The sequence below is a fragment of the Streptomyces sp. NPDC032472 genome, assembly GCF_040636955.1.
Classification (GTDB): domain Bacteria; phylum Actinomycetota; class Actinomycetes; order Streptomycetales; family Streptomycetaceae; genus Streptomyces.
The window spans coordinates 66,752-92,035 of record NZ_JBEZVK010000016.1; the positions used below are offsets into that span (position 1 = coordinate 66,752).

Annotated in this window: 27 protein-coding genes; 12 read left to right on the forward strand and 15 right to left on the reverse strand. The window is 75.6% G+C overall.

Annotated features, from left to right (window positions below; translation table 11 throughout):
- Nucleotides 1-37: 37 nt before the first annotated feature.
- Together AB0F11_RS13120 and AB0F11_RS13125 are read right to left on the reverse strand one after the other, a co-directional pair.
- Nucleotides 38-397 carry a YciI family protein gene (locus AB0F11_RS13120; protein ID WP_361910204.1) on the reverse strand — a complete coding sequence of 120 codons (360 nt, stop codon included), beginning with the start codon at nt 395-397 and terminating at the stop codon, nt 38-40.
- Nucleotides 398-596: 199 nt separating this feature from the next.
- Complete coding sequence (locus AB0F11_RS13125; RefSeq protein WP_362171726.1) at nt 597-866, reverse strand: hypothetical protein; 270 nt, start codon at nt 864-866, stop codon at nt 597-599.
- A 174-nt stretch (nt 867-1,040) separates the two neighbouring features.
- Between AB0F11_RS13125 and AB0F11_RS13130 the strand changes: the two genes are divergently transcribed.
- The 3 genes from AB0F11_RS13130 to AB0F11_RS13140 all read left to right on the forward strand — a co-directional run bounded on the left by AB0F11_RS13130 (nt 1,041) and on the right by AB0F11_RS13140 (nt 2,926).
- Nucleotides 1,041-1,379 carry a thioredoxin domain-containing protein gene (locus tag AB0F11_RS13130; RefSeq protein ID WP_362171729.1) on the forward strand — a complete coding sequence of 113 codons (339 nt, stop codon included), beginning with the start codon at nt 1,041-1,043 and terminating at the stop codon, nt 1,377-1,379.
- A gap of 138 nt (nt 1,380-1,517) precedes the next feature.
- A complete protein-coding gene (locus tag AB0F11_RS13135) occupies nt 1,518-2,705 on the forward strand; it encodes a cytochrome P450 (RefSeq protein ID WP_362171732.1) in 1,188 nt (395 codons plus the stop codon).
- 5 nt (nt 2,706-2,710) lie between these two features.
- Complete coding sequence (locus AB0F11_RS13140) at nt 2,711-2,926, forward strand: ferredoxin (RefSeq protein ID WP_362171735.1); 216 nt, start codon at nt 2,711-2,713, stop codon at nt 2,924-2,926.
- 95 nt (nt 2,927-3,021) lie between these two features.
- Here AB0F11_RS13140 and AB0F11_RS13145 read toward each other — a convergent pair whose 3' ends face one another.
- Together AB0F11_RS13145 and AB0F11_RS13150 are read right to left on the reverse strand one after the other, a co-directional pair.
- The gene (locus AB0F11_RS13145) at nt 3,022-3,225 is read right to left on the reverse strand and encodes a cold-shock protein (RefSeq protein WP_362171738.1); all 204 of its coding nucleotides are present in this window, start codon (nt 3,223-3,225) and stop codon (nt 3,022-3,024) included.
- A gap of 137 nt (nt 3,226-3,362) precedes the next feature.
- Nucleotides 3,363-3,722, reverse strand: a complete 360-nt coding sequence (locus tag AB0F11_RS13150) for an HGxxPAAW family protein (RefSeq protein WP_362171741.1) — start codon at nt 3,720-3,722, stop codon at nt 3,363-3,365.
- 111 nt (nt 3,723-3,833) lie between these two features.
- Here AB0F11_RS13150 and AB0F11_RS13155 point away from each other — a divergent pair, with 111 nt between their 5' ends.
- Nucleotides 3,834-4,388 (forward strand): MarR family transcriptional regulator, encoded by a 555-nt coding sequence (locus AB0F11_RS13155; protein WP_362171743.1) that lies wholly within the window; start codon nt 3,834-3,836, stop codon nt 4,386-4,388.
- 134 nt (nt 4,389-4,522) lie between these two features.
- Nucleotides 4,523-5,899: a DEAD/DEAH box helicase gene (locus AB0F11_RS13160; RefSeq protein ID WP_362171920.1), complete on the forward strand. Its 1,377-nt coding sequence runs from the start codon at nt 4,523-4,525 to the stop codon at nt 5,897-5,899.
- A 142-nt stretch (nt 5,900-6,041) separates the two neighbouring features.
- Here the strand turns inward: AB0F11_RS13160 and AB0F11_RS13165 are convergent, their stop codons facing one another.
- From AB0F11_RS13165 to AB0F11_RS13175, 3 genes are all read right to left on the reverse strand, one after another.
- Entirely contained in the window at nt 6,042-6,926 is an 885-nt protein-coding gene (locus tag AB0F11_RS13165) for a class I SAM-dependent methyltransferase (protein ID WP_362171923.1), read from the reverse strand.
- Nucleotides 6,927-7,349: 423 nt separating this feature from the next.
- Entirely contained in the window at nt 7,350-7,898 is a 549-nt protein-coding gene (locus AB0F11_RS13170; protein ID WP_362171746.1) for a hypothetical protein, read from the reverse strand.
- A gap of 48 nt (nt 7,899-7,946) precedes the next feature.
- Entirely contained in the window at nt 7,947-8,459 is a 513-nt protein-coding gene (locus tag AB0F11_RS13175; protein ID WP_362171749.1) for an SRPBCC family protein, read from the reverse strand.
- 505 nt (nt 8,460-8,964) lie between these two features.
- Here AB0F11_RS13175 and AB0F11_RS13180 point away from each other — a divergent pair.
- The 3 genes from AB0F11_RS13180 to AB0F11_RS13190 all read left to right on the forward strand — a co-directional run bounded on the left by AB0F11_RS13180 (nt 8,965) and on the right by AB0F11_RS13190 (nt 14,265).
- A complete protein-coding gene (locus AB0F11_RS13180) occupies nt 8,965-9,399 on the forward strand; it encodes a hypothetical protein (RefSeq protein ID WP_362171752.1) in 435 nt (144 codons plus the stop codon).
- 121 nt (nt 9,400-9,520) lie between these two features.
- Nucleotides 9,521-11,338 (forward strand): RNA ligase family protein, encoded by a 1,818-nt coding sequence (locus tag AB0F11_RS13185; protein ID WP_362171755.1) that lies wholly within the window; start codon nt 9,521-9,523, stop codon nt 11,336-11,338.
- A complete protein-coding gene (locus AB0F11_RS13190; protein ID WP_362171757.1) occupies nt 11,338-14,265 on the forward strand; it encodes a poly(A) polymerase in 2,928 nt (975 codons plus the stop codon). Before AB0F11_RS13185 ends, AB0F11_RS13190 begins: the two co-directional genes overlap by 1 nt.
- A gap of 118 nt (nt 14,266-14,383) precedes the next feature.
- On the opposite strand, the gene AB0F11_RS13195 is transcribed toward AB0F11_RS13190, so the two are convergent.
- Together AB0F11_RS13195 and AB0F11_RS13200 are read right to left on the reverse strand one after the other, a co-directional pair.
- Nucleotides 14,384-15,301 carry an NADP-dependent oxidoreductase gene (locus AB0F11_RS13195; RefSeq protein ID WP_362171926.1) on the reverse strand — a complete coding sequence of 306 codons (918 nt, stop codon included), beginning with the start codon at nt 15,299-15,301 and terminating at the stop codon, nt 14,384-14,386.
- Between the two features lie 138 nt (nt 15,302-15,439).
- Nucleotides 15,440-16,342, reverse strand: a complete 903-nt coding sequence (locus AB0F11_RS13200) for a LysR family transcriptional regulator (protein ID WP_362171760.1) — start codon at nt 16,340-16,342, stop codon at nt 15,440-15,442.
- 131 nt (nt 16,343-16,473) lie between these two features.
- Between AB0F11_RS13200 and AB0F11_RS13205 the strand changes: the two genes are divergently transcribed.
- Complete coding sequence (locus AB0F11_RS13205) at nt 16,474-17,211, forward strand: SDR family oxidoreductase (RefSeq protein ID WP_362171763.1); 738 nt, start codon at nt 16,474-16,476, stop codon at nt 17,209-17,211.
- A 60-nt stretch (nt 17,212-17,271) separates the two neighbouring features.
- Here the strand turns inward: AB0F11_RS13205 and AB0F11_RS13210 are convergent, their stop codons facing one another.
- The 3 genes from AB0F11_RS13210 to AB0F11_RS13220 form a co-directional block, all read right to left on the reverse strand.
- Entirely contained in the window at nt 17,272-18,348 is a 1,077-nt protein-coding gene (locus AB0F11_RS13210; protein WP_362171766.1) for an RNA ligase (ATP), read from the reverse strand.
- A 203-nt stretch (nt 18,349-18,551) separates the two neighbouring features.
- A complete protein-coding gene (locus AB0F11_RS13215) occupies nt 18,552-19,352 on the reverse strand; it encodes a peptidoglycan-binding domain-containing protein (protein WP_362171768.1) in 801 nt (266 codons plus the stop codon).
- 117 nt (nt 19,353-19,469) lie between these two features.
- Nucleotides 19,470-20,891, reverse strand: a complete 1,422-nt coding sequence (locus tag AB0F11_RS13220; protein ID WP_362171771.1) for an MFS transporter — start codon at nt 20,889-20,891, stop codon at nt 19,470-19,472.
- A 221-nt stretch (nt 20,892-21,112) separates the two neighbouring features.
- Here AB0F11_RS13220 and AB0F11_RS13225 point away from each other — a divergent pair, with 221 nt between their 5' ends.
- Nucleotides 21,113-21,688 (forward strand): hypothetical protein, encoded by a 576-nt coding sequence (locus tag AB0F11_RS13225; protein ID WP_362171774.1) that lies wholly within the window; start codon nt 21,113-21,115, stop codon nt 21,686-21,688.
- Nucleotides 21,689-21,694: 6 nt separating this feature from the next.
- On the opposite strand, the gene AB0F11_RS13230 is transcribed toward AB0F11_RS13225, so the two are convergent.
- The gene (locus AB0F11_RS13230) at nt 21,695-22,015 is read right to left on the reverse strand and encodes a hypothetical protein (RefSeq protein ID WP_362171777.1); all 321 of its coding nucleotides are present in this window, start codon (nt 22,013-22,015) and stop codon (nt 21,695-21,697) included.
- A 106-nt stretch (nt 22,016-22,121) separates the two neighbouring features.
- Here AB0F11_RS13230 and AB0F11_RS13235 point away from each other — a divergent pair, with 106 nt between their 5' ends.
- Entirely contained in the window at nt 22,122-22,583 is a 462-nt protein-coding gene (locus AB0F11_RS13235) for a hypothetical protein (RefSeq protein WP_362171779.1), read from the forward strand.
- A 15-nt stretch (nt 22,584-22,598) separates the two neighbouring features.
- Here AB0F11_RS13235 and AB0F11_RS13240 read toward each other — a convergent pair whose 3' ends face one another.
- Nucleotides 22,599-23,696, reverse strand: a complete 1,098-nt coding sequence (locus tag AB0F11_RS13240; protein ID WP_362171782.1) for a M20 family metallopeptidase — start codon at nt 23,694-23,696, stop codon at nt 22,599-22,601.
- Nucleotides 23,697-23,717: 21 nt separating this feature from the next.
- Complete coding sequence (locus tag AB0F11_RS13245) at nt 23,718-24,749, reverse strand: transcriptional regulator (protein ID WP_362171785.1); 1,032 nt, start codon at nt 24,747-24,749, stop codon at nt 23,718-23,720.
- A 126-nt stretch (nt 24,750-24,875) separates the two neighbouring features.
- On the opposite strand from AB0F11_RS13245, the gene AB0F11_RS13250 reads away from it, so the two are divergent.
- A complete protein-coding gene (locus AB0F11_RS13250; RefSeq protein WP_362171788.1) occupies nt 24,876-25,280 on the forward strand; it encodes a DUF3224 domain-containing protein in 405 nt (134 codons plus the stop codon).
- The last annotated feature ends 4 nt before the right edge of the window (nt 25,281-25,284 follow it).

The window sequence follows — 25,284 nt, forward strand, 5'->3', positions numbered from 1 at the left end:
CGTGACGCGGCGGGGCAAACAGGCGGCCGGGGGCCGGTCAGCCTTCGGCGATCTCGCGGAGTTCGATGCCGACCGTCCACTCCTCGGGGTGGATCTCCAGGAACCGCCGGGTCCACTCCAGGGCCTCGGCCTTGTCCTTGGCCTGCATCAGGGCGTACCCGCCGATGACCTCCTTGGTCTCGGTGAAGGGGCCGTCGGTGTAGCTGAGCTTCCCGCCGGACCAGGTGACGCGGGTGGCCTCGGAGGTGGGCAGCAGCCCGGCGGTGTCCAGCATGACGCCGGCCTTGGTGATCTCCTCCAGGAGGGCGCCCATGCGCTCCTGGAAGCCCGGCGGGAAGGGGGTGTCGGCGGGGAGGCTGTTCTCGTCGATGCGGACCAGCGACAGGTAGCGCGGCATGGTGACTCCTCGGTCGGTGCGGGCGGGGGTTCTCCCCGCCTCTCACCCGTGCGTCGATCGGGGAGGGCCGGGATCGACACCTCGCGGCGACTGTTTTCGAGATTTTTTCCGGCCGGTCGGCCGCACCGTGCAGCGACACGGGCACGCGGGCGACACGGGCACGTGGGCCACACGGGTGTGCTGTGACGGTCGGCGGCGGTCAGCGGCTGTCGCCCGCCCAGTCCCAGTGCCCCGGGTCGTCCGCCCGGCGGCGGTAGTGGGCCCGGCCGCCCGCCCCGTAACGGCCTATCTCCGTGGGGAGGACCGCCTCCTCGGCGAGCCGGCGCGCGCTCCAGCCCGTGACGTCGAGCAGGAGCCCGTCGAGGGGGCCGCCCACGAGCTCCCCGTAAACGTGGCCGGGGCGCGGGCCGGGGTCGGGATCGTCGTGGTCGGCGCCGTACACCCGGCGCCGCAGCATCCTGTCGTCCATGCCGCCAGCTTCACAGGCGGCACTGACAACGCACCACCGCGAGCGGGGCCGCCCCGCCCGCGCAGGGCGGCCCGCGCGATGATGGGGGCCGCGGCGCACGGCATCCGGCGGACGGAGCAGGGAGCGGCGCCGGCAGGACCGGGAACAGGTCCAGGAACAGGAGCACCGCCGCACATGGCACTTCGGATCCACCGCCCGCAGGAGGACGCGGAGTTCGACTTCATCCTCCGCATGGCCCCGGGGCCGGTCCTCGCCTACTTCATCGGGACCTGGCCCAAGGCCCTGGAGCCCTGCCGGGCGATGGACGCGCTCGTGGCCGAGGCGGCCGAGGAGTTCGGCCCGCGCCTGACGGTCGTACGGACGGACATGACCCGCTGCCCGGGCCCGACCAGGCGGTTCGGCGTCACAGGCGCCCCCACCGCCGTGATCGTCGCGGACGGTGAGGCGGTGGCCCACGCGGCGGGCCCGATGACGCGCGCGGAGCTCCGGGCGTTCCTGGAGGCCCACCTCTGAGCGGCCGCGGGCGTCTTTGGGACACTGCTGGGAAAGTGCGCTGTCTGGCCGAAAGTGGCATGGGCGAGATAGGTGCCTGAGGCATGTAATGGGGTTCAGGCGAGACGGAACCACGGAACCATGCCGATGAGGTGCTGCATGTCAGAAACCGTTGCCTTCCCCCAGGACCGAACCTGCCCCTACCACCCGCCCGCCGCGTACGAGCCCCTCCGCGCGGGCCGGCCGCTGTCCCGCGTGACGCTTTTCGACGGCCGCTCGGTGTGGGTGGTCACCGGGCACGCCGAGGCGCGCGCCCTGCTGGCCGACGGCCGCCTGTCCTCCGACCGCGACAACGCGGCCTTCCCCACCCCCACCAAACGCTTCAAGGGCCTGCAACGGCGCCGCACCGCCCTGCTGGGCGTGGACGACCCCGTCCACAACGTGCAGCGGCGGATGCTGATCCCGAGCTTCACCCTCAAGCGGACGACGGCCCTGCGGCCCCGCATCCAGCAGACCGTGGACCGGCTGATCGACGAGATGGTGGCGAACGGCCCGCGGGCGGAGCTGGTCAGCGCCTTCGCCCTGCCCGTGCCCTCGATGGTGATCTGCGCGCTGCTCGGAGTCCCCTACGAGGACCACGAGTTCTTCGAGGAGCAGTCGAGGCGACTGCTGCGCGGCCCGGACCCCGCCGACGTGGAGACGGCCCGCGACCGGATCAACGGCTACCTGGCCGACCTGATCGAGCGCAAGCGGGCAGAGCCGGGCGAGGGACTGCTCGACGAGCTGGTCGCGCGGCGCCTGGAGACCGGCGAGACGGACGTCGAGGAGCTGGTGTCGCTGGCGGCGATCCTGCTGATCGCGGGGCACGAGACCACGGCGAACATGATCTCGCTCGGCACCTTCACCCTGCTGCGCCACCCCGAGCAGCTGGCCGAGCTGCGCGCCGACCCGGCGCTGCTGCCGGCCGCCGTGGAGGAGCTGATGCGCTTCCTGTCGATCGCGGACGGCATGCTGCGGGTGGCGACCGAGGACATCGAGGTCGGCGGGGTGACCGTGCGGGCGGACGACGGGGTGATCTTCTCCACGTCCGTCATCAACCGCGACGACGCGGTCTTCGAGGAGCCGGACGTCCTGGACTGGCACCGCCCCGCCCGCCACCACCTGGGCTTCGGCTTCGGCATCCACCAGTGCCTGGGGCAGAACCTGGCGCGTGCGGAGATGGAGATCGCCCTCGGCACGCTGTTCGAACGGCTGCCCGGGCTGCGGCTGGCGGCGGAGCCGGACCGGATCCCGTTCAAACCGGGCGACACCATCCAGGGCATGGTCGAACTGCCCGTGGCCTGGTGAGCGGCGTGTCCGCGCAGCGCGCCGTCACCGGCATCGACGTCGACACCGCCCTCTGCATCGGCGCGGGCCAGTGCGCCCTGACCGCGCCGGACGTCTTCACCCAGGACGACGAGGGGTTCAGCCGGGTGCTGCCCGGGCGGGAGGACGGGCACGGCAGCCCGCTGCTGCGCGAGGCCGTGCGGGCCTGCCCGGTCGCCGCCATCACCCTCCGGGAGGCCTGACCCCCGGCCGGGCATCCGGCACGGGACGGCAGTGGGCCCCGCCCGAATCCTCGGCGGGGCCCACTGGCGTCACACGGCAGTCGCGTGAAGCGGCGTCACTGGGGGACGACCATATCCGCCTGCGGCCCCTTGGGGCCCTGGGTGACCGTGTACTCGACCCTCTGGTTCTCCTCCAGCGACCGGTAGCCGGACGACTGGATGGCGGAGAAGTGGACGAACACGTCGGGGCCGCCCTCGTCCTGGGTGATGAATCCGAATCCCTTCTCGGAGTTGAACCACTTCACGGTGCCTGTTGCCATCGGTGCCGATCCTTACTCAACGTTCCACGCGGGCCGCACGTGCGGTGCAACCGTCTCGATCCTGCCCATCCGCCCCGTACGCCACACCCGGAGTGCGGCCAACCGGGGACCGCTCGAACTGGTGACCCTCCCGTACGTCACGCCCCGCCGTCCGCGGCGGGCGACAGCTCGGCGGAGCGGGGCCGAGGGGCTGCGGCGCCCCGTCCGCCGGCCCGGCAGCCCAGGCAGTTCTCGTGTCCGGTGCGGGCAGTCGCGTCCCGGACCCGCCAGTCCCAGGCGGCGGCCGGGCGCGGGCCGCTCGGCTTGCCCCACCCCGCGAGGTGCAGCAGCCAGGTGGCCAGCCCGGCCACGAGGACGAGCCCGAGGCCGAGCCAGATGCCGGGCGCCCAGGACAGGCAGATGCCGAGGCCTGCGGCGGCGCTGCCGAGTACGGCGAGGGCGGTGCCGGTCCATCCGGCGACGGTGTGTCCGAGGTCGACGTGTCCGTGCGCGCTCATGGTTCTCCCGAAGTAGGCTCGGCGGAGCAGGAACATTTACCTCGCGAGATAAACATCTGATCAAGGAAGTATCTCGCGAGCTAAGTAACTTAGATGCTAAGGAGTCTTTGCGTGCAGGGCAAGGCCCGCCCCCCGGCCACGGCCGGGGAGGCGATCTCCCGTATGGACCACTACGTCGCCCTCGGCCTGGTCGGCCAGCAGGAGGTGGCGCAGCTGCTCGGGCTCAATGTCACGGACCTGACCTGCCTGGGCCACGTCCTGGGAGCCGGTGACGAGCCGCTCTCGGCCGGCGACCTGGCCGCCCTGACCGGCCTCACCACCGGCGCGGTCACCGGCGTCCTCAACCGCCTGGAGCGCGCCGGGTACGCACAGCGCCGCCCGGACCCCGCCGACCGGCGCCGGGTCCGCGTGGTGGCCGACCCCGCGGCCGCGCAGCGGGTGGTGGAGGTGTACGAGCCGTTCTACTCCCGGCTCGCCGCGGTGTTCGCCGAGTACACCCCCGACGAGGTCGCCGTCATCGCCGACTGGTTCGACCGCGCGACCACCGAGGCGCGGGCGCACCTGGCCCGCCTGCGGTCCGGGGAGCTGGGGCCCGCCTCCAAGGAGGCGCTCGAACCCCCGATGGTAAAATTTCCCTTTTCGTGTCCCACGGAAGGCTCTGCATGAGGAACCCGTCACCCTACGGGCGTTTCGGCGTCAGGCCCGCCGCCAAGGCCGCCGCCCCGAAGGGCGCCGCCAAGGCCGGCACCCGCACGGCCGGCAAGGCCCCGCGCGCCACCGCCCTGCAGGGCGAGTTCGCGATGCCCGAGCCGGCGGTTGCGGCGCTGCCGGCCGCGGAGACGTTCGCCGAGCTCGGCCTGCCCGCCGAGCTGCTGCGGACGATGACGGAGTCCGGGGTCACGCAGCCGTTCCCCATCCAGGCCGCCACCCTGCCCAACTCCCTGGCGGGCCGCGACATCCTCGGCCGCGGACGGACCGGCTCCGGCAAGACCCTCGCCTTCGGCCTGGCCCTGCTGGCGCGCACCGCCGGCCGCAAGGCCGATCCGAAGCGGCCGCTGGCCCTGGTCCTCGTACCGACGCGCGAGCTGGCCCAGCAGGTCACCGAGGCCCTGAGCCCGTACGCGCAGGCCCTGGGCCTGCGCATGGCCGCGGTGGTCGGCGGGCTGTCCATCGGCCGGCAGGTCAGCGCGCTGCGCACGGGCGCGGAGGTCGTCGTGGCCACGCCGGGCCGGCTGAGCGACCTGGTGGGGCGGCGCGACGTGCACCTCGACCGGGTGCGGATCACGGTGCTCGACGAAGCCGACCAGATGTGCGACATGGGCTTCATGCCGCAGGTCACCGAGATCCTGGACCAGGTGCACGCGGACGGGCAGCGGATGCTGTTCTCGGCCACCCTGGACCGCAACGTGGACCAGCTGGTCCGCACGTACCTGAAGGACCCGGTCTCCCACTCCGTCGACCCGTCGGCGGCGACGGTGTCCACGATGGACCACCACGTCCTGCACATCCACGCGGCGGACAAGTACTCCTCGGCGACCGAGATCGCCGCCCGCGAGGGCCGGGTGCTGATGTTCCTCGACACCAAGCACGGCGTGGACCAGTTCGTGAAGCACCTGCGGGCCATGGGCGTACGGGCGGAGGGGCTGCACAGCGGCAAGTCGCAGCCGCAGCGCACCCGGACCCTCGCCCGCTTCAAGGAGGGGGCCGTCACGGTCCTCGTCGCCACCAACGTCGCCGCCCGCGGCATCCACATCGACGACCTGGACCTGGTCGTGAACGTGGACCCGCCGGCCGACCACAAGGACTACCTGCACCGGGGCGGCCGTACGGCCCGGGCGGGCGAGTCGGGGAAGGTCGTCACGCTGGTCACGCCGAACCAGCGGCGGGACATGGTCCGGCTGATGTCGGACGCCCGGATCCGGCCGACCATCACCCAGGTGCGCTCCGGCGAGGCCGCACTGAGCCGGATCACCGGGGCCAAGACCCCGCCCGGCGTGCCGCTGGCCGGTGCGGAGCCCACGGACGCGAAGGGCCGGCCCTCCGGGTCGGAGCTCGGCTTCCGCGGGATGGGAACCCGCCCGGGCCGGGCCGGCAAGGGCAAGGAGTCCCGCAAGACGGCCGAGGCCAAGGCCCTCGCCGAGGCCCGCCGCGCGGCCCGCGTCCGCCGCGGCCACTGACGGCGACGGCGACGGCGACGGCGACGGCGACGGCGACGAAGGCAACGGCCTCACAGAGACGCAGAACGGTGCCGGCCTCCCACGTACGGGGGGCCGGCACCGCGCGCGTTCGGGCAGGCCGTCAGATCAGCGCATCAGCAGATCAGCGGCGCTTGCGCCGCTGGGCCACGATCGCCCGCGTGACGACCGGCGGCAGCAGGTCCTTGGCCAGCTTGCGCCAGGCCGCGCCGGGCCGCGGCCGCTGCACCGGCGCCGGCACGGCGGGCGGGGCGACGGGCTCGGGGGCCGGGCGCAGCGGCTTCGGCTGCTGCGGCGGGACGGCGCCGTGGTCGCCGATGCGGACCAGCGACTGCCCCGCCACGATGTCCACCCCGTGCCACAGGTCCTGGCGGCCCTCCAGCCAGGCGAGCAGCGCCGAGCGGTAGGGGGCGGGGTCGTCCCAGGTGGCGTACAGCTTCGACGCCGACACACAGATCAGCTGCAGGCCGTCGGTGGCCACCGCGCCCCAGACCGCGGCGGCGACGCCGGGACAGTGCTCGGAGCGGTAGTCGTCGAAGACGACGACCGCGCCCGGGGCGGCCACCTTCTTCGAGGAGGCGATGTCCTGGACGACGTGCTCGTAGAGGTGGGAGGCGTCGATGTGGACGAACCGGCAGCTCGCCGGGCGCACCCGGTCGGCGACCACGAAGGTCGGGGCCTGGATGAGGGTCGGCAGGGCCTCGTGGAAGGCCAGGTAGTTCGTCTCGAACCCGCGGCGGGTCAGGGTGGGGTACGAGTCCTGCATCTCCGCGAGGTTGGACTCGTCCGGCGGGGGCGAGTCGAAGAGGTCGCAGACGGTGAACTCCTCGCCGTCCCGCAGGTACTCCCCGAGGAAGATCGCGCTCTTCCCCATGAACGCACCGAGCTCGAGGAGATCGCCCGGCTCGTGCCCGCTGTCGTTCTGGTGCGTCAGGAACCAGTCGAACAGTGCTTGGTCGTAGTCGGAGAACCAACCGTCGACCTGGCCGTAGGCCGTGGGAACGGGCAGGGCCGGCTCGCCGTCGGGGACGGTGACGGGAGCTTGCGTAACGTGCGACACGGAGAGCAGCCTCCAGTGGGTGGCATGGGATCGGCGCTGATACCTGGCCAGGTAGCCAGACCTTAAACCTCCGAATGGGTGAATGACGAGACCATGGGGCAGAGGAGTGAAATCCTCGGCCTCCACCTCTCCGTCTTGCCCCTTTTGCCAAGATTCGCCCCCGCGTCGAGCCCGCCGAACGAGCGGCCGGACAAGGCCGACGCCGGGGAGGGCGTACAACTCCTCTCCACAGAGCTGAAGTTCGAGCAGGAACGCCACAACGCCGGGCCGGGAAACGGGCGGTGCCCGGGGCGCCTTCCACATGCCGAGGCGGGCGGGCCTACGGGTGAACACCCGTAGGCCCGGGCGCTCTTCGCGCCGCGGCGCGTCGCCTCAGGCCGTCAGGGTGCGGCGGCGCAGGCGCCCCGCGGCGGCGTTGCGGACGCGGCGGGTGCGGGCCGAGGCGGCGAGCAGGCTGAGGGCCTCGTACGAGGTGAGCAGCTGGGCGGCGGTGCGCTGGCACCAGTCGGAGGCGCCGGTGAGGTCCTCGGCCGACCACGGCTCGCCGCGGCCGATCGTCTTGAGCAGGGTCCACTCGCGCAGCCGGCGGGCGGGGAAGGCGCGGCCGCCGAGGGCGGCGCCGAGGGCGCGGGCCCAGCCGGGGAAGCGGGGGTCGTCCAGGAGCTGGGCGGCGCGGCGGTCGAGGTGGGTGACCACTGCGCTCTCGGCCATCACGGGGTCGGGATCGCGCAGCACGGCGGATACGGCCTCGGCCTCGGCCCGGTCCGCGGCCTCGGCGCCCGCACCGGTCCCACCGGCGGCCGCCACGGCGGCCAGGGCTTCGAGGTGCCGGGCGTAGCGCCAGTGCTCGGGCTGGGCCGCCCCCTCGTCGCCCTGCGCCGGACCGGCCCCCTGGCGTATCAGGTTCTCTGCTGTCCCCATACGGCCCATTCCACACGACCGCCGCAGGCGGCCGACGGGCAGGGTGGCTCAGCCCATCGGTTCGGGGGCGGGGCCGGCGGGCGGCTCGGGCAGCGGCGCCCCCGTCTCCAGCAGGGTCTTCAGGCTGGACGCGAGCATCGGCCAGGCCCGGCCGCACATGCCGATCAGGGTGCTGCCCGGCTCGAAGCCCTCGTGCAGGATCGTCAACCGCGTCAGGGTGTCGCCGACCGGCTCGATCTCGTACGTCACCTTCGTGCGCGGCTGCCCGGCCAGCTCCGCCCGCAGCTCCTCGGCGACCCCGGCCGAGGCCGCCCACTCCGGGGTGAACGTGTGCCAGGTGTACGACAGCCTGCGGTCCGGGACGCAGTCGAGCACGACCTGTTCGGGGTCGCGGGTCCGGGCTCCGCGCTCCACCCACTCCATCTGCGAGCCCACCGCCCAGTCGGTCTCGAACGTCAGGCCCCAGTAGCGGCGGGTGTACGCCGGTTCGGTGAGGGCCTGCCAGACCCGGGCGGGATCGGCCTGGATGTAGAGGGTGTAGGTGATCGCGCTGTCGCTCATGCCCCCATGCTGAGGGACCGCGGGCCGCGGAGGCCGGATTTCCCCGGCCGCGGCGACCCGATTCCCAACGCTCCCTTTACCAAACCCACACCTCCCCATTACCTTTCGGCGCGGGGTCCTGGTACCGTCTCCGTGCGGACTGGCGGAATGAACCCCTCCGGTCCGACCACGTGAGGACCACCCCGACCGCGGCATCCGGGGCAGGTCCGGCCGCCCGGAGCACGACCGCCCGGGCAGGGCCCCGCAGGCGGGGCCGAGGGGGCCAGACGCCGCAGCCGTACCCCCGCCCCCACGGGCGCGGGGGCCACCACGGGCGACACCGCCCGCGAGCGTGCCGCCTCGACATCCAGTCCCCCCTCTGCTCCTCCTTCAGTCCTCTCCTCCTTCAGTCCTCCTTGCTTCCGGCAGGCCCCGAACAGAGCCGAGCATGGCCCGGTCGGCAATGGACTCACTCGTACGCGTGACGGCTTGGGCGGCGGGGGCTCCCGTCGGGCAGGGTGGGCGGATGGAGTTACGTCGGGTCGTGCTGCCCCTGCCGTTCGTTCTTGCCGCGCTGGCGCTGACCACCGGGTGCGTGACCGTACGGCCGCACGGGCCGGTGGCGTCCGAGGGCGCGGCCCGTGGCGAACAGGCGGTAGAGGCCCTGCCGTTGGGGCCGCTGCCGACGTCCTCGCCCTCGCCGCCTTCCTCCGACGACCCGGAACCGGAGCCGGAGCCCCCGCGGCCGCCCGCCGTACGGCACGACGACCACCGGCCGCCGCCGCGCCGGGCCGCCGACCGCCCCGCGCCGCCGGACCGCCGAGCCCCGAAACCGCCGGCCCAGCCGCGCAAACGGCCCAAGGCACCGCTCCCGGCCCCCGGCCACGGCTACGACATGGCCTCCCTCTGCGAGGCGGCCAAGGGCACGGTGTCCCCGTCCATCGTCGCCCTGTGCCGCTGAGGCCGCGGTGCGCTGGCCGCTGCTCGCATCCCGGTGCCGACCAGGGGCTTAATGGGTGGAGCGGGGGGCTTGCGGATACCTACAGTGACCAGGCACCGCGTCGTCGAGCAGGAGCCGCCCCATGCGCACCCACTACCCCCGCACCCCGCATCTGCCGTGGTCGCCCGGGGCCGCCGCGGACGACGTGCGGGCCGGCTCCCTCGCGGGGTTCGCCGGGCGCGAGGTCGTGGTCACCGAGAAGCTCGACGGCGAGAACACCACCCTGTACGCGGACGGCCTGCACGCCCGCTCCCTGGACTCGGGCCACCACCCGTCCCGGGCCTGGGTCAAGGGCCTGCAGAGCCGCATCGGCGCCGGCATACCCGCCGGCCGGCGGATCTGCGGGGAGAACCTGTACGCGCGGCACTCCCTCCCGTACGAGGACCTGGACAGCTGGTTCTACGGGTTCTCGGTGTGGGACGGCGAGGAGTGCCTGGACTGGGACGAGACGGTGCGCTACCTCCACGGTCTCGGCATTCCGGTGCCGCGCGTGCTGTGGCGGGGCGTCTTCGACGAGCGCGCGCTGCGCAGGCTGCGGCTCGACACCGCCCGGCAGGAGGGGTACGTCGTGCGGACCACCGACGGCTTCGCCCGCGCAGACTTCGGCCGGTGCGTGGCCAAGTGGGTCCGCAGCGGCCACGTACAGACCGATACGCACTGGATGTACGCCGCAGTGGTGCCGAACGGGCTCGGCCCGCAGGCCGCCCTCTGGGCCGTGCGGTCGGGCTCCGAGCCGGACGTGGCCGCGCTGTCTGCCGCCGTCGGCATGGGGGCAGCCGTCGGCACGGAGGCCCGCGGTCCGGGCGGGTCCGATGAGGGTGTCGTCGCCGAAGTGACCGGCCGGCTCGACGCGTTGGGGCGTACCGGCGACGCCCGCCTGGCCGGGGTCCTGGCCGCCGTACTGCACCGCGCGCCCCGCGCCCGGATCGCGGCGCGGCTGGCGGCGGGCCCCGCCGGGATGCCGCTGGCCCGGCGCGTCGCCGACCTGGTCGGGCTGTACCCGCGGCTGCGACGGCCGTTCCCGGACGCCGAGCGCCGGGCCGGGCTGGTCCGGATGGCCGCCGCGGCCGACCTCGGGGTGCTGCACGCGCTCGCCGCGGCCGCGGGCGGGCCCGCGGGGGACCCGGCGGATGCCGAGGCGCGGGAGTGCGTGGAGTGGTCGGCGCTGTATGCGCAGGAGGAGGGGCTGTTCGGTCCCGACCCCCTGGGCCCGCTGCGGGCCGGGCTGCGGACGGCCCTCGCCGGGCTGGACGCGGACGCGGCCGACCGGTGCTGGGCGGAGGCCCGCGAGGCCTTCGGGCGGGGCGGGATCTCCACCCCCGAGGAGGCGGTGGCCGCGACCTGGCGCTGGCGGGACGGCGGCTTCCCGCGGCTGGTGCAGCTGTGCGGCCCCTCGGGCAGCGGCAAGAGCACGTACGCCCGGAGCCTGCCGGGCGTGGCCGCGTACATCAGCCTGGACGACCTGCGCACCGCCCGCGGCTCCCGCGCCGACCAGCGGGCCAACGCGGACGTGCTGCGCGAGGGGCTGGACCGGCTGGACGCGGCCCTGGCCGCCGGCGGCACCGTGGTGTGGGACGCCACCTCCCTGACCGGGCAGCAGCGCGGGCTGGCCGGCGCGGTCGCGGCCCGCCGGGACGCGCTGGTCACCCAGGCCGTGGTGCTGGTCGAGGAGGCGGAGCTGGTCCGGCGCAACGGCGTGCGTCCGCACCCGGTGCCGGCGCAGGTGCTGACGTTCCAGCTGCACCGGTTCAGCCCGCCGTATCCGGGCGCGGCGCAGGCGCACCGTACGCATTACATCGGCGCGGGCGGCACCGTCGAGGACACCGCGGGCAGCCTCGGGACGACCGGCACCACCGGGACCCCCGGAACCACGGACGGCGAGAACGGCGGGGCCGGCTGATGCGTACAAGTGAGCAGCTCTACCACCAGATCCAGTGGGACCCCCGCTTCGACCCGGCGCGGTTCGTGATCGGGCTGCACCAGCGCGGGGCGGCCCCGAAGCGGGTGCCGTTCCACTCCTTCGTGCCCGGCGGGGAGATCCCCTGGCACCGGGTCCTGTTCGTCGAGGCGGACGGCGAGCTCGTCTGGGACCGGGCCACCGGGACCGACCGGATCGACTCCACCACGGCCGGGCGGGTCCGCGAACCGCGCCTGCTGCGGGCCCCGTTCTTCACCCCGCGGACCCCGTACGCGTGGGACCCGGCGGGCGGTGGTGCCTGGCGGCCCGCCGAGGACGCCGTCCGGGCGCCCCACGTCGGGCGGGCAGGCAGCACGGCCGCGGCCGGGCGGGCCGGCGGAAACGCGGCGGACGCGCCGTCGCGGGTGCGGCTGCTGACCTGGAACACCCTGTGGGACCGGTACGACGCCGCGCACATCGACACCGCCCGGCGCAGGCCCCTGCTGCTGGCCGCGCTGGAGGCCGCCGACGCCGACGTCATCGCGCTCCAGGAGGTCGAACCGGAGCTGCTCGTCCTGCTGCTGGCGCAGCCGTGGGTGCGGGCCCGGTACACGGCGGGCACCGACCCGGGCGGCAAGGACGTCGCCTCCAGCGGACTGCTCGTGCTGAGCCGGCTGCCGGTGGCGGAGGCGGGCCTGCACGTGCTCGGACCGTACAAGGCCGTCTCCGCCGTGACGGTGCGCACGGCGGCCGGGCCGCTGGTCGTCGCCTCCGTCCACCTGACGAGCGATCACACCGAGAACGGGGCGGACCGGCGCAGCGCCGAACTGGTCCGGATCGCCGAGGGGTTCAGCGGCGTCGAGGCCGACGTGGTGCTGCTCGGCGACTTCAACGACGGCCGCAGCGGGGCCGAGGGGCCGGCGGCCGCACTGGCCATGCGGGACGCCTGGAGCGAGGTGCACGGGGCGCAGGACGACACGCCGACCTTCGACCCGTTGGCCAATCCGCTGGCCGCGGTGGGATCCCTGTCGGGCCGGCCCGGACGGCTGGACCGCATCCTGCTGCGCTCGGCCGGCGCCCGGGTGGGGCGGGCCGCCCTGCGGGGCGACTCGCCCGCCGCGGAGGGCCTGTTCATCTCCGACCACTACGGGGTCGAGGCCACGGTGGAGTTCGCCGGTCCGGACGACGGCGCGGAGCGCGCCGCGGTGCTCGACGTGCCGGCGACCGCGCGGACTGCGGTGGCCTGGCTGCCGCCGCACGATCCGGTCGTGGAGGAACTGCGGCGGGGGCACGACCCGGGCTACCTGCGGTGGCCGGCGCACGTGAACCTGCTGTTCGGGTTCGTGCCGGAGTCCTCCTTCGAGGAGGCGCTGCCGCTGCTGGCCGAAGTGGCCGCGGGCCGGGAACCGTTCCCGGTGCGGCTGGCCGGGGTGCACAGCTTCGGGCACCGGGAGGACGCCACGGTGTGGCTGGACCCGGCGGCGGCCGGCGAAGCCCCCTGGCAGGAGCTGCGGCAGGCGCTGGCCGAGCGGTTCCCCGGGTGCCGGGGTCGCGGAGACGGCTTCACCCCGCACCTGACGCTCGGCCGCAGCCGGGATCCGCAGCGGGCGGTGGCGGACTTCGCGGCCCGGCTGGGCAACGGCGGGAGCGCGGCACGCGTCGGGGAGCTGGCGGTGCTCTCGCGCCGCGGGGACGAACCGATGCGCGTACGGGCGACGGTGGAACTGGGGACCGGCACGGTCCGGTGGCTCCCGGAACCGGGCCCCGGGGGCACCTCGGCGCAGGGCGCCGACCGCTCGGGGGATTCGCAGGCCGGGGAGGTCACCGAGCGCATCGCGCAGGCCCTGGGCGGGGGTGTGGTGCACCTCGCCGGATCCCGCCGGATGGGCTGCGCCCTGCCGGGGGCCGACCTGGACCTGGTGGCCGCCCTCCCGGGCACGGCGCGGATCTCGGAGGTGCGCGAGCGGGTCGCGGCGGCCCTCCCGCAGGCCGAGCGGCTGCGGGAGGTGACGGGCGCCCGGGTGCCGGGACTGCGGCTGCGGGCCGAGGGGCTGGACGTGGACCTGGTGGTCGTCGCCACCGGTGCGGTGGATCCGGCGCGGGCGGTGGAGCGGCGGGCGGAGCTCGGCGGGCCGGCGGCGATCGCGCTGAGCGCGGTGAGCGACGCCGAGGCGGTACGGGGCTTCGTGGGCGCCGAGGGCCCGCGGCAGGCGGCGTTCGCCGTACTGGCCCGGCAGGTGAAGGCCTGGGCCCGCGCCCGCGGCCTGGACTCGGCGCCGTTCGGCGGGCTGCCTGGCCTGGCCTGGGCGGTGCTCGCGGCCCGCACGGTCCGCGGGGCCGCGGACCTCTCCCCCGCGGCCCTGCTGCGGGAGTTCTTCGGGACCTGGGCCGCCTGGGACTGGCACGACCCGATCACGCTGACCGCCACACCGGCGCAGCCGCACGCGACCTCGGACCCGCTCACGGTCCTCACCCCGTCCGCCCCCGTCCGCACCTGCACCGCCCAGGTCCTCCCGGGTTTCCGCGACCTCCTCGCCCAGGAGCTGTACCAGGCCTGGGAGCACCTGGAGGCGGATCCCACGGGCCGGGCCGGACTGCCCGGGGCGGTGCCGCTGCACCGGCGGCATGCGGCGTGGGCCGTGGTGGAGGTGCGGGCAGCGTCCGCCGCGGAGTTCGAGGAGGTGCTCGGGCGGACCCGGGGGCGGGTGCGCGCGCTGCTCGGCGCGCTCGACGAAGCGGGCGTACGGGACGTGCACGCCTGGCCGCGGCCCTTCGAGGCCTCGCCCGCCTCGGCCCGCTACGCGATCGGGCTCGGCACGCACCCGCCGGACGCGGCGCGCCTGGCCGAGATCGCGGCCGGCTGGTGCGCGGACCTGCCGGGGGTCGAGGTGGCCCGCACGGAGTGCGGGGCGGTGCCCACGCTCGGCTGAACCGGCCCATCCCGGCCACCCGTGCCGGAGGCCGCGCGCCCCGGCCGCCCACGCCGGCCGCCCGAACAGGGCGGCCGGGCGCAGGCGGCCCGGCGCTGGGCTCCGGGCGGAGCCGCCGTCAGAGTTCGATGACGATCTTGCCGGCCGTGTGGCCCTCCTGGTTGAGGGCGAAGGCCTCGGCCAGTTCCGACAAGGGGAACGTCTTCGCGACGGTGACCTTGAGCTGCCCGGCGTCCGCCAAGAGGCCCAGCTCGGCCAGGTCGCTGCCCACCGGCCGCACCCACATCCACTGCCCGCCCGCGCCGAGCACGGTGTGGTCGGCGATGGAGGCGTGGCGGCCCCCCTCGGCCAGGACCTCCCGGGTGACGTCGAGGACCCCGCCGGCGAAGTCCGCGGCGACGGTGACGCCGTCGGGGGCGAGCGCCCGGACCCGGTCCACCAGCCCCTCCCCGTACTGGACGGGCTCGCACCCGAGTTCGCGCAGCCGGTCATGGTTGCGCGGCGAGGCGGTGCCGATGACGCGCGCGCCCAGCGCACGGGCGATCTGCACCCCGATCGACCCGACGCCGCCCGCAGCACCGTGGATGAGCACGGTGTCGTCCTTGCCGGTGGCGAGCCGGGTGAGCAGCTGGTACGCGGTGAGCCCGGCCAGCGGCAGCCCGGCGGCCTCCGCCCAGCCGAGCGAGGCCGGCTTGGCCGCGAGGGCGCGTACGGGCACGCACACGTACTCGGCGAAGGTCCCGCCGTGCACGTAGTCCTTGCGCGCGTACGCCATGACCTCGTCGCCGACGGAGAACTCGGGGACGTCGATCCCGAGCCGCTCGACCGTTCCGGCGACGTCCCAGCCGGGGACCACCGGGTACATGACGTCCATCAGGCCGTCGAGCCCGCCCGCCATGATCTTCCAGTCGACGGGGTTGACCGCAGCGTACCTGACCTTGACGAGGACCTCGCCCGGCCCGACCTTCGGCAGCGGCAGCCTGGTCTCGAAGAGCACTTCCGTCCCGCCGTACCTCTCGTACGCCATCGCCCGCATGGTGTCCTGCTGACGCTCCTGGGACATCGGCCCGACCTCTCGTGAGCTGGTGGAATCGACCTTGCCGACATCCCACCACGAAGGGCCGCGCCGACGACGGCAAGCGCGGCGGGCGTGGCGCGGCCGCACCCGCGCCCGTCAGGCGCCGTCCGCCGGGGCGAGGGGGACGGTCTCGGTGAGGGTGCCCAGGAAGGCCGCCGTGAGCGGGTCGGGGTCCGGGCGCGTGTACGCGGCCAGCAGGCGGCGCACCGGCGGCTGCGGCCGCAGCACACGGCCCGCGAAACCGGGCGGCAGGACGCTCTCGGGCACGAGCGCGGGCCCCAGCCCGGCCGCGGCCAACAGCGGGGCCGCGGCGGTCTGTTCGGTCCGTACGGCGGCCTGCGGCCGGAAGCCGGCGGCGGCGCAGGCCCGGTCCACGACCTCGGCCAGCCCGTTGCCCGGGGCGTAGTGCACCCACGGCCGGTCGGCGAGGTCCGCGAGCCGCACCCGACCGGGGACCGGGTCCCCGCCGGACGCCCCCGGCACCGCCGAAAGGGCGACGACGAACTCCTCGTGCCCCAACTCCCGTACCGGGCCGTCCCAGGCGCCGGGCGCGGGCCCGACGGCGAGGTCCGCCGCCCCGGCCGCCATGGCGGCGGTGAGGGCGTCGGTGTGCGGGAACTCCAGCAGCCGGACGCGGGTCCGCGGATGGCGCTCGTGCCAGATGCGCAGTACGGGAAGCAGCAGCCCGAGGGTGACCGAGTAGACGGCGGCGACCTGGATCTCGCCGCCGTCGAGGCCCGCGGCACGGCGCGCGGCGGTGCGGGCCCGTTCGGCGTCGGCGAGGGCTGCGCGGGCGTGCGGGAGCATGGCGCGCCCCATCGGGGTGAGTCGGACGCCCCGCGGGAGCCGCTCCAGCAGCGGCCCGCCGGCGTCCCGCTCCAGCGCGCGGACCTGGTGGGACAGGGCGGGCTGGGAGACGTGCAGCAGCTCGGCGGCCCGGGTGAAGGAGCCGGTGTCCACGACGGTGACGAGGTATTCGAGCTGACGCAGCGTTGCCATGAACAAAGGTTATGGCAGCGGTAGAAACCAAGTCTTGGACGTATGGTGCCCAGCCGGGCGAGAGTCGTGATCAAAGCCGGCCGCCTCGGGCCGCCGGGCCACCACCCCTCCGCACACGCAAGGACGCCCCCATGAACACCGCTCTCCTGCAGGACTCGCTCGACGGCCGGCGGATCGTCGTCATCGGCGCCGGCTCGCACATCGGGCGCCGGCTGGCGCAGACCGCGTCGGCGGCGGGCGCCGAGCTGGTCCTGGCCGGGCCGGACGCCGGCCGGCTGGAGGCGACCGCGGCCACACTGGCCGGACGCCCGGCGCTGGTGCGGCCCACCGACCTCACCGACGAGGACGCGGTCGCCGAGCTCGCCGCCGCTGCCGGCCGCGTCGACCACGTGGTCTCGACGGCGGCCGCCCCGGCCAACGGGCCCGTCTCCGGCCTCGACCTCGCCGACGTGCAGCGGGCGTTCGCCGCCAAGGTGTTCGGCCCGCTGCTGCTCGCCAAGCACCTGGCGGCCCGGATGAACGAGGGCGGCTCCTTCACGTTCTTCTCCGGGGTCGCGGCCTGGCGGCCCGCCCCCGAGCGGGTCGTCATGGCCACGGCCAACGGCGCGCTGGCGTTCCTCGTCGAGGCGCTCGCCGTCGAGCTGGCCCCGCTGCGGGTCAACGCGGTCTCCCCCGGCATCGTCGACTCCGGGGCCTGGGACCGGCTCGGCCCGGACAAGGATGCCTTCCTGCGCGGCGCGGCCGCCCGCAACCCGGCCCGCCGGACGGGCACCCCCGACGACGTGGTGCGCTCGGTGCTGTACGCGGTCGGCAACCCGTTCGTCACCGGCACGGTCCTGCACGTCGACGGAGGCGCCCGCCTGGTCTGACGGCGCCGGGCGGCACCCGTGCGCGGTGCACCCGTACGCGGGACCGGCCCGGCGCGGCCGTCACTCGTACTCCGTGCCGCCCTTGCGCGTCAGGTACGCCGGGCTGACCGCCTTGGCGATGGCCCGGCCGCCGACCACCGGGCTGTACCGCTCCGCCGCCGGGCGGATGACGACGCCCTCGCGCAGGTGCACCGCCCGCCCGGACACCGTCTCCCGGCCGCTCGCCAGCTCCAGCACGGCGTCGAGGTCGTACGGGCCCGCGAAGAGCCGCGGTACGAGCGGCAGCTCGCCGTCCGCGAACAGCCCAGCCGGGTCCAGCCAGCGCACCTGCCCGTCGATCTCGGCGGACACGTCGAACACGGCGTAGCCCGGCGCCTCCCCCGCGGCCCGCGCATCGGTCCCGTACGCCAGGTCCTGTACGCCGGCCCCGTACACCTCGCCGAACACGCCGATCCGGGTCGCACCCAGCCGGTCGGCCAGCTTGGCGGCCACCTCGGGCACGCCGTGGCCCCGGACGGCCCGCCAGTACAGGTTCCGCTCGTCCTCCTTCAGGGCCAGGCCCTTGGAGCCGAAGCCCTTGGAGGAGACCAGGACCCGGCCGTCCTGCGCGCAGTACGTCACCAGGCAGGCCGTGCCGTGGAGCTTCTCCGTGAGGACGACCTCTTCGCCGGCCTCGAAGATGTGGGGGTAGCGCTGGAGGTTCTCGATGTCGACCCACGGCAGCAGGTCGGGGGCGGCCTCCACCTCGCCGTTCATGGTGGTGGGGACGGGCGGTGCCCACTTGGTGATGCCGAGGAGCTCCGCGAAGTCCGTTCCCTCCCGGGCCGCCTGCGCCAGGTCCACGTCCGCGAGGGCGCTCGGCCGGCACACCAGGCCCTGCGAGAGCTCGCCGCGCAGCCGGACCGCCTTGACCCGGTCGGCGGAGCTTCCGGCCAGGCGTCCGGTCAGGCCGAGTTCCTCGATCAGCCCGGCGGGCAGGACGGACTGCTCGGGGATGTAGAGCGCGAACTCCCCGCTGCGGTAGGCGCCCTTGGCGACGACGGCGCGGTAGAGGCCCACCTGGGCCAGCTCCAGCGCGTCGGCGTTCGGGTGCTCGTGGACGGTCAGCTCCTCGACGGTGACCTTCAGGGTGGACATGTGGCGCCTCCTCGGACTGCGGCGGTCGTGAATGCCGCTCGGCGCCCACTCTCCGCCCGGGCATTTGCGCTGGTCCAGCCGTTTTCCGGCTGCTAGCCTGCCCCGCGGCCGGCCGCCGGGCCGGGCTGCGTCCACCGCGTCCACCGCATCCGAAGCCGTCCGACACCGCCCGACGCCGCCCGACGCCGTTCGCCGGCGGTGCCTCAGATGCCGAACGCGGCCCGCGTGGCCGGGCCGTAGACCCCCGTCGGGTCGCCCTTGATGTCCCGGTCGCGCTGGAGCTGCGCGACGCCGCGCTTGGTCTGGCCGTCGTAGACGCCGGTGACCGAAACGTACGTGAACCCCTGCCCGTACAGCCGCTGCTGCAGGGCGCTCACCTCGGCCCCGCGGTCGCCCATGCGCAGCGTCCCGGACTTGGCGGCCGCCTGGGCGGGGGCCGGAGCACCGGCCGTCGGCGTCGGCTTCGCGGACGGGCTCGGGGAGGGGCTCGGCGACGAGGGGGACGCGGAGCTGCGTACGGGCGCCTGCGTCGAGGGCTCGGCGCCGTCGATGCTGCGGGCCGGGAGCTGCGGGATGGACAGGTCGGGCCGCCCCGCCGGGGCTTCGGGCTCCGGCTCGGGGCCGCCCAGCAGGAACACCAGCCCGCCGGCCGCGCCGAGGAGGACCAGGGCCAGGGCCGCCCACGGGAGCAGGCCGGACCGCTCCCGGCCGCGGGCGTGGCTGCGGCGGCCGTCCCGCGCCGGGGCGGAAGCGAAGCCGAGCACCGGGGCAGGTGCGGCGGGCTCCGCCTGACCGGGTTCCGGGTCGAACGGCCCGGACTGCGGCCAGAGCGGCGCGGTCGCCTCCGCCGGCGCCGCCGAGGGGGCCGCCGAGGGGGCCGCCGAGGGGGCGGCCGAGGGGGCGGCCGAGGGGGCCGCCGAGGGGGCGGCCGAGGGGGCGAGGTAGGGGCGTACGAGCGGGGGCTCGACGGGGTCGGGTCCGCTCTCGTCGGGGTGGTGGGACACGGTGCTCTCCCGGCAGGGGGCAAGGGGCCGGCGCGGCGGTGCGGTGCCGGCCCCCGCCCGGCCGGTCGGGCCCTCGGGGTCCGACCGGCGCACTCTTGCCGCCCGGCACGGTCCGGGTCAAGCCTGCTGTCCGAAGTGCCCGATCCGTCCGGGCTGTCGGGCGCTCTGGCAGTCCGCGGCCGGGGTGGCCGCCTCCGTCCCGGATGCCCCGGATGCCCCGGCCCGTACGGTCACGGTGAGGGTGACGGTGACGGCGCCCAGCAGCATCAGGGCCGCACCGGTGAGCGGGGCGGCCGCGGGCCCGACGCGGTCGACGGCGGCGCCGCCGGCCAGGGCGCCCGCCGCGATGGCCAGGTTGAACATGGCCACCATCAGCGAGGTCGCAGCCTCGGCGGCCGCCGGGGCGGCCTTGAGCATCCAGCGCTGGAGGCTGACGGAGACGCCGCCGTAGACCAGGCCCCAGGCGAGCAGCAGCACGGTCCCGGCGACCGCGCCCTGCAGGGTGGCGATCAGCGCGAGGACGACGGTGAGCACGGTGCTGACGGCGAGCAGGGTCCGGTAGGCGTCGCGCGGCCCGGCGAGGAAGTTCCCGGCGACGCCGGCCGCCCCGTAGCCGAGGAGCAGGGTGCTCACATAGGCGGCGTCGATGCCGGAGACGTCCTGGAGGACGGGCCGGACGAACGTGTAGGCGGCGAACTGCCCGGTCACGACGAGGAAGGTGACGGCCACTCCGGCGCGGACGGCGCGGTTGCCGCGCAGCAGGACGGGCAGTTCGCGGAAGGCGACGTGCCGGGACGGCGGCAGCGGGGGCAGCAGCAGGAGCAGGGCGGTCAGCGCGACGAGGCCGAGGACGCCGACCGCGCCGAAAGCGGCGCGCCAGCCGCCGAGCCCGTCGAGCTCGCCGAGCAGGGTGCCGGCCGGGACCCCGAGGACGGACGCGGTGGGGACGCCGCCGAAGACGAGGGCGGTGGCCCGGCCGACGTGCCGCTCGGGGACGAGCCGTACCGCGATCCCGCCGGCCAGGGCCCAGAAGCCGCCCACGCTGATCCCGACGAGGAGGCGGGCGGCGAGCACCACGGCGAAGTCCGGGGCCAGGGCGGCGGCGAGGTTGGCGGCGGCCATCAGGGCGATGAGCCCGCACAGCACGAGCCGCCGGTCCCGCCGGCCGGCGCCGACGGTGACGAGCGGGGCGCAGCAGCCGGCGACGAGCCCGGGCACCGTGACCATGAGCCCGGCGGTCCCGTCGGACACGCCGAACGTGTCCCCGACGGGGGTAAGCAGTCCGACGGGCAGCAGCTCGGAGGTGATCAGGCAGAAGATCCCCAGAGCCACGGCGAGCACCGCACCCCAGGCCCGCCGGCCCGCGCGGTCGGGCGCCGGGGAGGCGGGCACGGAGGACACGGGGCCGGAGGCGGCCGCCGCGTCGGAGGCGGCGGGGGCGGAGGCAGCGGCGTCGGAGGCGGCGGGGGCGGGGGCGGAGGCGGCGGGGGCGGAGGCGGGGGCGGGTATGGGATCGTCGGGCGCGGCGGGTCGGGGCATGGGCGGGGCTCCGTGGCTGGGTCGGGCAGGAGGGCGGGCAGTGCGGTGTGCCGGGGGTCGCGCCTCCCTCGGAACCGCACTGCCGTTCCCGTTCCACGGCAGCCTACGGAGATTCCCGTCCGGAGCAATGGTTTCGCCGTTCGGGCGGGGCCGGGCGTCCCGTCACCCGGACGCGTGAGCGCGTGGGCCCCCGCGGCCCGGCGGTCGGGCATCGTGGACGGATGCAGCTACGCCGGGCCCTGCCCCTGTCCCTCGTCGCACTGCTCGCGAGCACCGGCTGTGTCTCCGTCGACCCGGACCCGGCTCCGGATCCTGCTCCGGCGCGCACGTCCGGGACGCCGCCCCTGCCGCCCGCCGGGGCGACGGCAGCCTCCCGCGGACTGTCCCCCTCGCCGGCCCCGGCGGCCACCCCCTTGGCGGACCCGCGGGACCCGCAGGACCCACAGGGCCTGCAGGACCCGTCGGCGCCTGCCTCCCGGCCCTCGCCCTCGCCGTCTCCCCCGCCTTCCCCACCGCAGCCGCAACCGCAGTTGCAGCGGCAGCCGCGGGCTCCGCAGGCCGCCCCGCAGCCGAGGAACGCGCCGGCCGAGGCGGCGCGGCCGCCCGCCGCGCGGACCGGGAAGCCGGTCGCCCCGCCCCGGCGGGCCCACGCGCCCCAGCCCTCGCCGCCCCGCAGCAAGCACCGGCAGCCCCCGGTCCAGGCGCCCGAGCCCCGCATGGACGAGCTGTGCTCCGCCGCCGAGAGCACCGTGCCGCCGTCGATCGTGGACCTGTGCGTACGCGAGTACGGCCGCTGACCGGGGTCAGGGGGTGCCGGGGCGCCGCCCGCGGACCGCGGCGCAGCGCCGTACGGTGCTGCGCCGGACCGTGCGCAGCCGCCGCAGGGTGGTGTGGCCGCGGCGCCGCCACTCGGCCCGCGGCAGGCCCGCCCGCTGCCCTCCGCCCGTGATGAAGGCGTTCACCGGGGCGTGCGGGTCGGTGGCCATGCCCTTGGCCACCAGGACGCCGACCACGACCGGGAGCAGCGCCACGGCCAGGGCCGAGCCGGCGGTGGCCACGTGCTGCATGCGCGGGCGGTCGTGCAAGGGGCGGCGGTGCGGGCCGCGCGGGGCGTCGGAGGTCATGGCCCCATTCGAGCAGCGGGGGCCCGGCCGGGAATGGGGGCGGATACTCAGGCCGTTGGCCGTGACGTACTCAAGTCCCCTGTGGAGCCCGGGAAGGCGGTGGCCGATGACGGCGCCCGGAGGGGGCTTCGAGCCCGCGACCGGCGACGGCCCGCCCGTGCCGGCCACGGCGGAGCGGACTCGCGAGGTGCGCACGGCGTACGAGGGGCTGCTGCAGATCCGCCGTCTGGTGAACGGCGGGGCGGGCGAGGGGGTTCCCGCGCGGTGGGAGCTGCGGCAGCTGCCGCGGGCGGTGGCCCTGGCCCTGGAGGCCGCGGGCCTGCCCCCGTCGGCGGTGGACGGGGAGGGCCGGCCCACCCGGACCGGCTACCGGGTCTCGGCCGGGCCGGAGCCGGCCGCCCCCCGGGCCGAGGTGGCCTGGCTCGGCCCGCCCGGCAGCGGCGCTGCCCGGGAGGAGCAGGAACGCCTCGCGGCCTGCGCGGCCGCGCTGGAGGCGCTGGGCTGGGTCTGCCTGCTCTACCGGGGCCCGCGCCGGCGCCGCTTCCTGGAGGTGGAACCGCCGCGCTGACCCGCCGCCGGCCGGCTACGCGCGGATCGCCGTCACCAGACCGGCCACCAGGGCGGCGCGCTCCGCCATGGTGTCGACGACCAGGTACTCGTGGTCGGCGTGGGCGCCGCCGCCGACCGCGCCGAGGCCGTCCAGCGTGGGCACGCCCAGCGCGGCCGTGAAGTTGCCGTCGCTGCCGCCGCCGACGGCCGTGCCCTCCAGTCCGGGCTGCAGCTTCTTCGCCACCGCGAACAGCTCGGCCGATGCCGACTCGGGCATCGGGGGTCGGCCGACGGCTCCGTGGACCTCGATCCTCGCGCCGTCCAGATGCGGGGCCAGGGCCGCGAACGCGGCTTCGATGCGGTCCTTCTCCTCGTCCGTCTCGACCCGGACGTCCACGACGACGACCGCCTCCGCGGGGACGACGTTGTCCAGGGTGCCGGCCGACGCGACGGTGGGGGTGACGGTCGTGCCGATCTCGGGCCGGCCGAGCGCCGCGATGTCCAGGACCTGGTGCGCCGCCTCGATCAGGGCGTTGATCCCGGCCGCGGGCTCCAGGCCCGCGTGGGAGGCCAGGCCGGTGATGGAGACCTGGAAGGTGCCGCAGCCCTTGCGGCCGGTCTTCAGCGCACCGCCGTCGGCGGCGCCCTCGAAGACGAGGACGGCGCCGCAGGCGAGGGCCCGCTCCTCGATGAGGGCGCGGGAGGAGTGGGAGCCGACCTCCTCGTCGGCGGTCACGAGGATCTCCACGCCCGACCGGTCCTCCAGGGCGGCCACGCCGTGGACGGCCTGGACCAGTCCGCCGAGCATGTCGAAGACGCCGGGGCCGGTCGCGTGCCCGTTCTCGACCGCGAACGGGCGGCGTTCGAGGGTGCCGAGCGGGAAGACCGTGTCGTGGTGGCCGAGGATCAGCACCTTGGGATCGCCCCCGCCCGACCAGTGGACGTGCGGCCCGGCCTCGCTGTCGATGAGGACGGCCTGCCCGCCGAGCCGGCTCTCGAGCACCCCGGCCACCACTTTGGCCGATGCCGTCAGCGCGTCGAGGTCACGCGACGGAGACTCGACTTCCACGAGTGTCCTGAGGTCCTCGAGCATCGCCTCAACACTCACATGAACGGTCTTCTGCATCGTCATGGCGCCAGGGTAGTCGGGACGCTACTGAGCGGTTCCCTTGTATCGCTCTGCGAGAACCGCGACCGTCTCGGCGAGGGCCCGGCGCAGTTCGGGCGGGGAGAGCACCTCGGCCTCGGGGCCGAGGCGGAGCAGGTCACCGACGGCGACGGACTGCACCTCCACGGTCAGGCGGACCGTGGTCCAGCCGTCGGCGCCGGCGGGCCCGGCCTCGGCGAGGGCCCGGCTCCCGGCCGCGCCGAACTGCATCGGCAGGAGCCGCAGGCCGCGCGGGGAGAGGCGTACGACGGCGGTCTGGTGGCGCAGGGCGTCGTCCAGCCGCCGGGCGGACTGCTCCCAGTACGCGGCGAGGGCGAACCCGTGGGGGCGTACGAAGGTCCCGGGTGCGGTGTCCACGACCAGGAACCGGGAGACGCGGTAGGTCCGTACGGGAGTCTCGCCCGGCCCGTCGGCAGGCCCGTCCGCGGACACCCCGGCTGATCCGTCCGCGGGCCGGGCCACGAGGTACCAGATGCCTCCCTTGAGGACCAGGCCGAGCGGGTGCAGGGTGCGCCCGGTGCGCTCCTCGCCGTTCCAGCGCCGGTAGGCGGCGACGAGGATTCGCTGGTCCCAGACGGCCTGGGCGATCTGCGCGAGGTGCGGGACGGGGTCGGCATCCCGGAACCAGGCGGTGGCGTCGAGGTGGAAGCGGCCCTGGAGCCGCCGGGCCCGGTCGGCGAGTGCGGCGGGCAGCGCGGCCTGCAGCTTGAGCTGGGCGGCGGCGAGATCGGCGCCGAGGCCGAGATCGCGGGCGGGGCCGGGCGTACCGGCGAGGAAGAGGGAGTCGGCCTGGGTGTCGGTGAGGCCGGTGAGGCGGGTGCGGTAGCCGTCCATCAGGCGGTAGCCGCCCGCCGGTCCGCGGTCGGCGTGGACGGGGATGCCGGAGGCGCCGAGAGCCTCGATGTCGCGGTAGACGGTGCGGACGGAGACCTCCAGCTCGGCGGCGAGCTCCGGTGCGGTCATCCGGCCGCGGTTCTGCAGCAGCAGGAGCAGGGACAGGAGGCGGTCGGCACGCATGCCGGCCATTGTTCCCGCCCCGTCCGGGATACCTGACAGCAGGTGGCAGGTATCCCGGACAGGCTGGTTCCCGTACCGGGGCGGGACAGGCCCGCCCCGACACCCTGCCCCTCGGGAGGCTTTGCCGTGTCCATCCGCACCACGGGCCGTTTCACGTTCGCCGACTGGGAGGAGCAGCCGGTCGGCCCGGCCGACTCCACCCCGCGGCTCGCCCGCTCCACGGTGGTGAACTCCTTCACCGGCGGGATCGAGGCCCCCTCGACGTCCTGCGCCTACACCATCACCTACACCGGGGAGAGCGTCGGCTCGTACACCGGTGTGGAGCTGCTGTCGGGTGCCGTCGACGGCCGTACGGGCTCGTTCGCGCTGGAGCAGCGCGGCACGTTCGACGCCGGCGGCACCCGGTGCACCTTCGAGGTCGTCCCCGGGTCGGGGACGGGCGAGCTGGCCGGGCTCTCCGGCTCCGGCGGGTTCGAGTCCCGCCACGGTGACACGTCCGTCGACTACGTCCTGACGTACGCGCTGCCGTGACGGC

Bases quoted from the DNA above. Each gene is read 5' to 3' on its own strand.
- AB0F11_RS13135 (WP_362171732.1), top strand. From the start codon at position 1,518: ATGTCAGAAACCGTTGCCTTCCCCCAGGACCGAACCTGCCCCTACCAC.
- AB0F11_RS13205 (WP_362171763.1), top strand. From the start codon at position 16,474: ATGAACACCGCTCTCCTGCAGGACTCGCTCGACGGCCGGCGGATCGTC.
- AB0F11_RS13145 (WP_362171738.1), bottom strand. From the start codon at position 3,225: ATGGCAACAGGCACCGTGAAGTGGTTCAACTCCGAGAAGGGATTCGGA.
- AB0F11_RS13160 (WP_362171920.1), top strand. From the start codon at position 4,523: ATGCCCGAGCCGGCGGTTGCGGCGCTGCCGGCCGCGGAGACGTTCGCC.
- AB0F11_RS13185 (WP_362171755.1), top strand. From the start codon at position 9,521: ATGCGCACCCACTACCCCCGCACCCCGCATCTGCCGTGGTCGCCCGGG.
- AB0F11_RS13245 (WP_362171785.1), bottom strand. From the start codon at position 24,749: ATGCGTGCCGACCGCCTCCTGTCCCTGCTCCTGCTGCTGCAGAACCGC.
- AB0F11_RS13230 (WP_362171777.1), bottom strand. From the start codon at position 22,015: ATGACCTCCGACGCCCCGCGCGGCCCGCACCGCCGCCCCTTGCACGAC.
- AB0F11_RS13195 (WP_362171926.1), bottom strand. From the start codon at position 15,301: ATGCGGGCGATGGCGTACGAGAGGTACGGCGGGACGGAAGTGCTCTTC.
- AB0F11_RS13190 (WP_362171757.1), top strand. From the start codon at position 11,338: ATGCGTACAAGTGAGCAGCTCTACCACCAGATCCAGTGGGACCCCCGC.
- AB0F11_RS13130 (WP_362171729.1), top strand. From the start codon at position 1,041: ATGGCACTTCGGATCCACCGCCCGCAGGAGGACGCGGAGTTCGACTTC.
- AB0F11_RS13200 (WP_362171760.1), bottom strand. From the start codon at position 16,342: ATGGCAACGCTGCGTCAGCTCGAATACCTCGTCACCGTCGTGGACACC.
- AB0F11_RS13150 (WP_362171741.1), bottom strand. From the start codon at position 3,722: ATGAGCGCGCACGGACACGTCGACCTCGGACACACCGTCGCCGGATGG.
- AB0F11_RS13220 (WP_362171771.1), bottom strand. From the start codon at position 20,891: ATGCCCCGACCCGCCGCGCCCGACGATCCCATACCCGCCCCCGCCTCC.
- AB0F11_RS13175 (WP_362171749.1), bottom strand. From the start codon at position 8,459: ATGAGCGACAGCGCGATCACCTACACCCTCTACATCCAGGCCGATCCC.
- AB0F11_RS13225 (WP_362171774.1), top strand. From the start codon at position 21,113: ATGCAGCTACGCCGGGCCCTGCCCCTGTCCCTCGTCGCACTGCTCGCG.
- AB0F11_RS13180 (WP_362171752.1), top strand. From the start codon at position 8,965: ATGGAGTTACGTCGGGTCGTGCTGCCCCTGCCGTTCGTTCTTGCCGCG.
- AB0F11_RS13120 (WP_361910204.1), bottom strand. From the start codon at position 397: ATGCCGCGCTACCTGTCGCTGGTCCGCATCGACGAGAACAGCCTCCCC.
- AB0F11_RS13235 (WP_362171779.1), top strand. From the start codon at position 22,122: ATGACGGCGCCCGGAGGGGGCTTCGAGCCCGCGACCGGCGACGGCCCG.
- AB0F11_RS13170 (WP_362171746.1), bottom strand. From the start codon at position 7,898: ATGGGGACAGCAGAGAACCTGATACGCCAGGGGGCCGGTCCGGCGCAG.
- AB0F11_RS13125 (WP_362171726.1), bottom strand. From the start codon at position 866: ATGGACGACAGGATGCTGCGGCGCCGGGTGTACGGCGCCGACCACGAC.
- AB0F11_RS13210 (WP_362171766.1), bottom strand. From the start codon at position 18,348: ATGTCCACCCTGAAGGTCACCGTCGAGGAGCTGACCGTCCACGAGCAC.
- AB0F11_RS13240 (WP_362171782.1), bottom strand. From the start codon at position 23,696: ATGACGATGCAGAAGACCGTTCATGTGAGTGTTGAGGCGATGCTCGAG.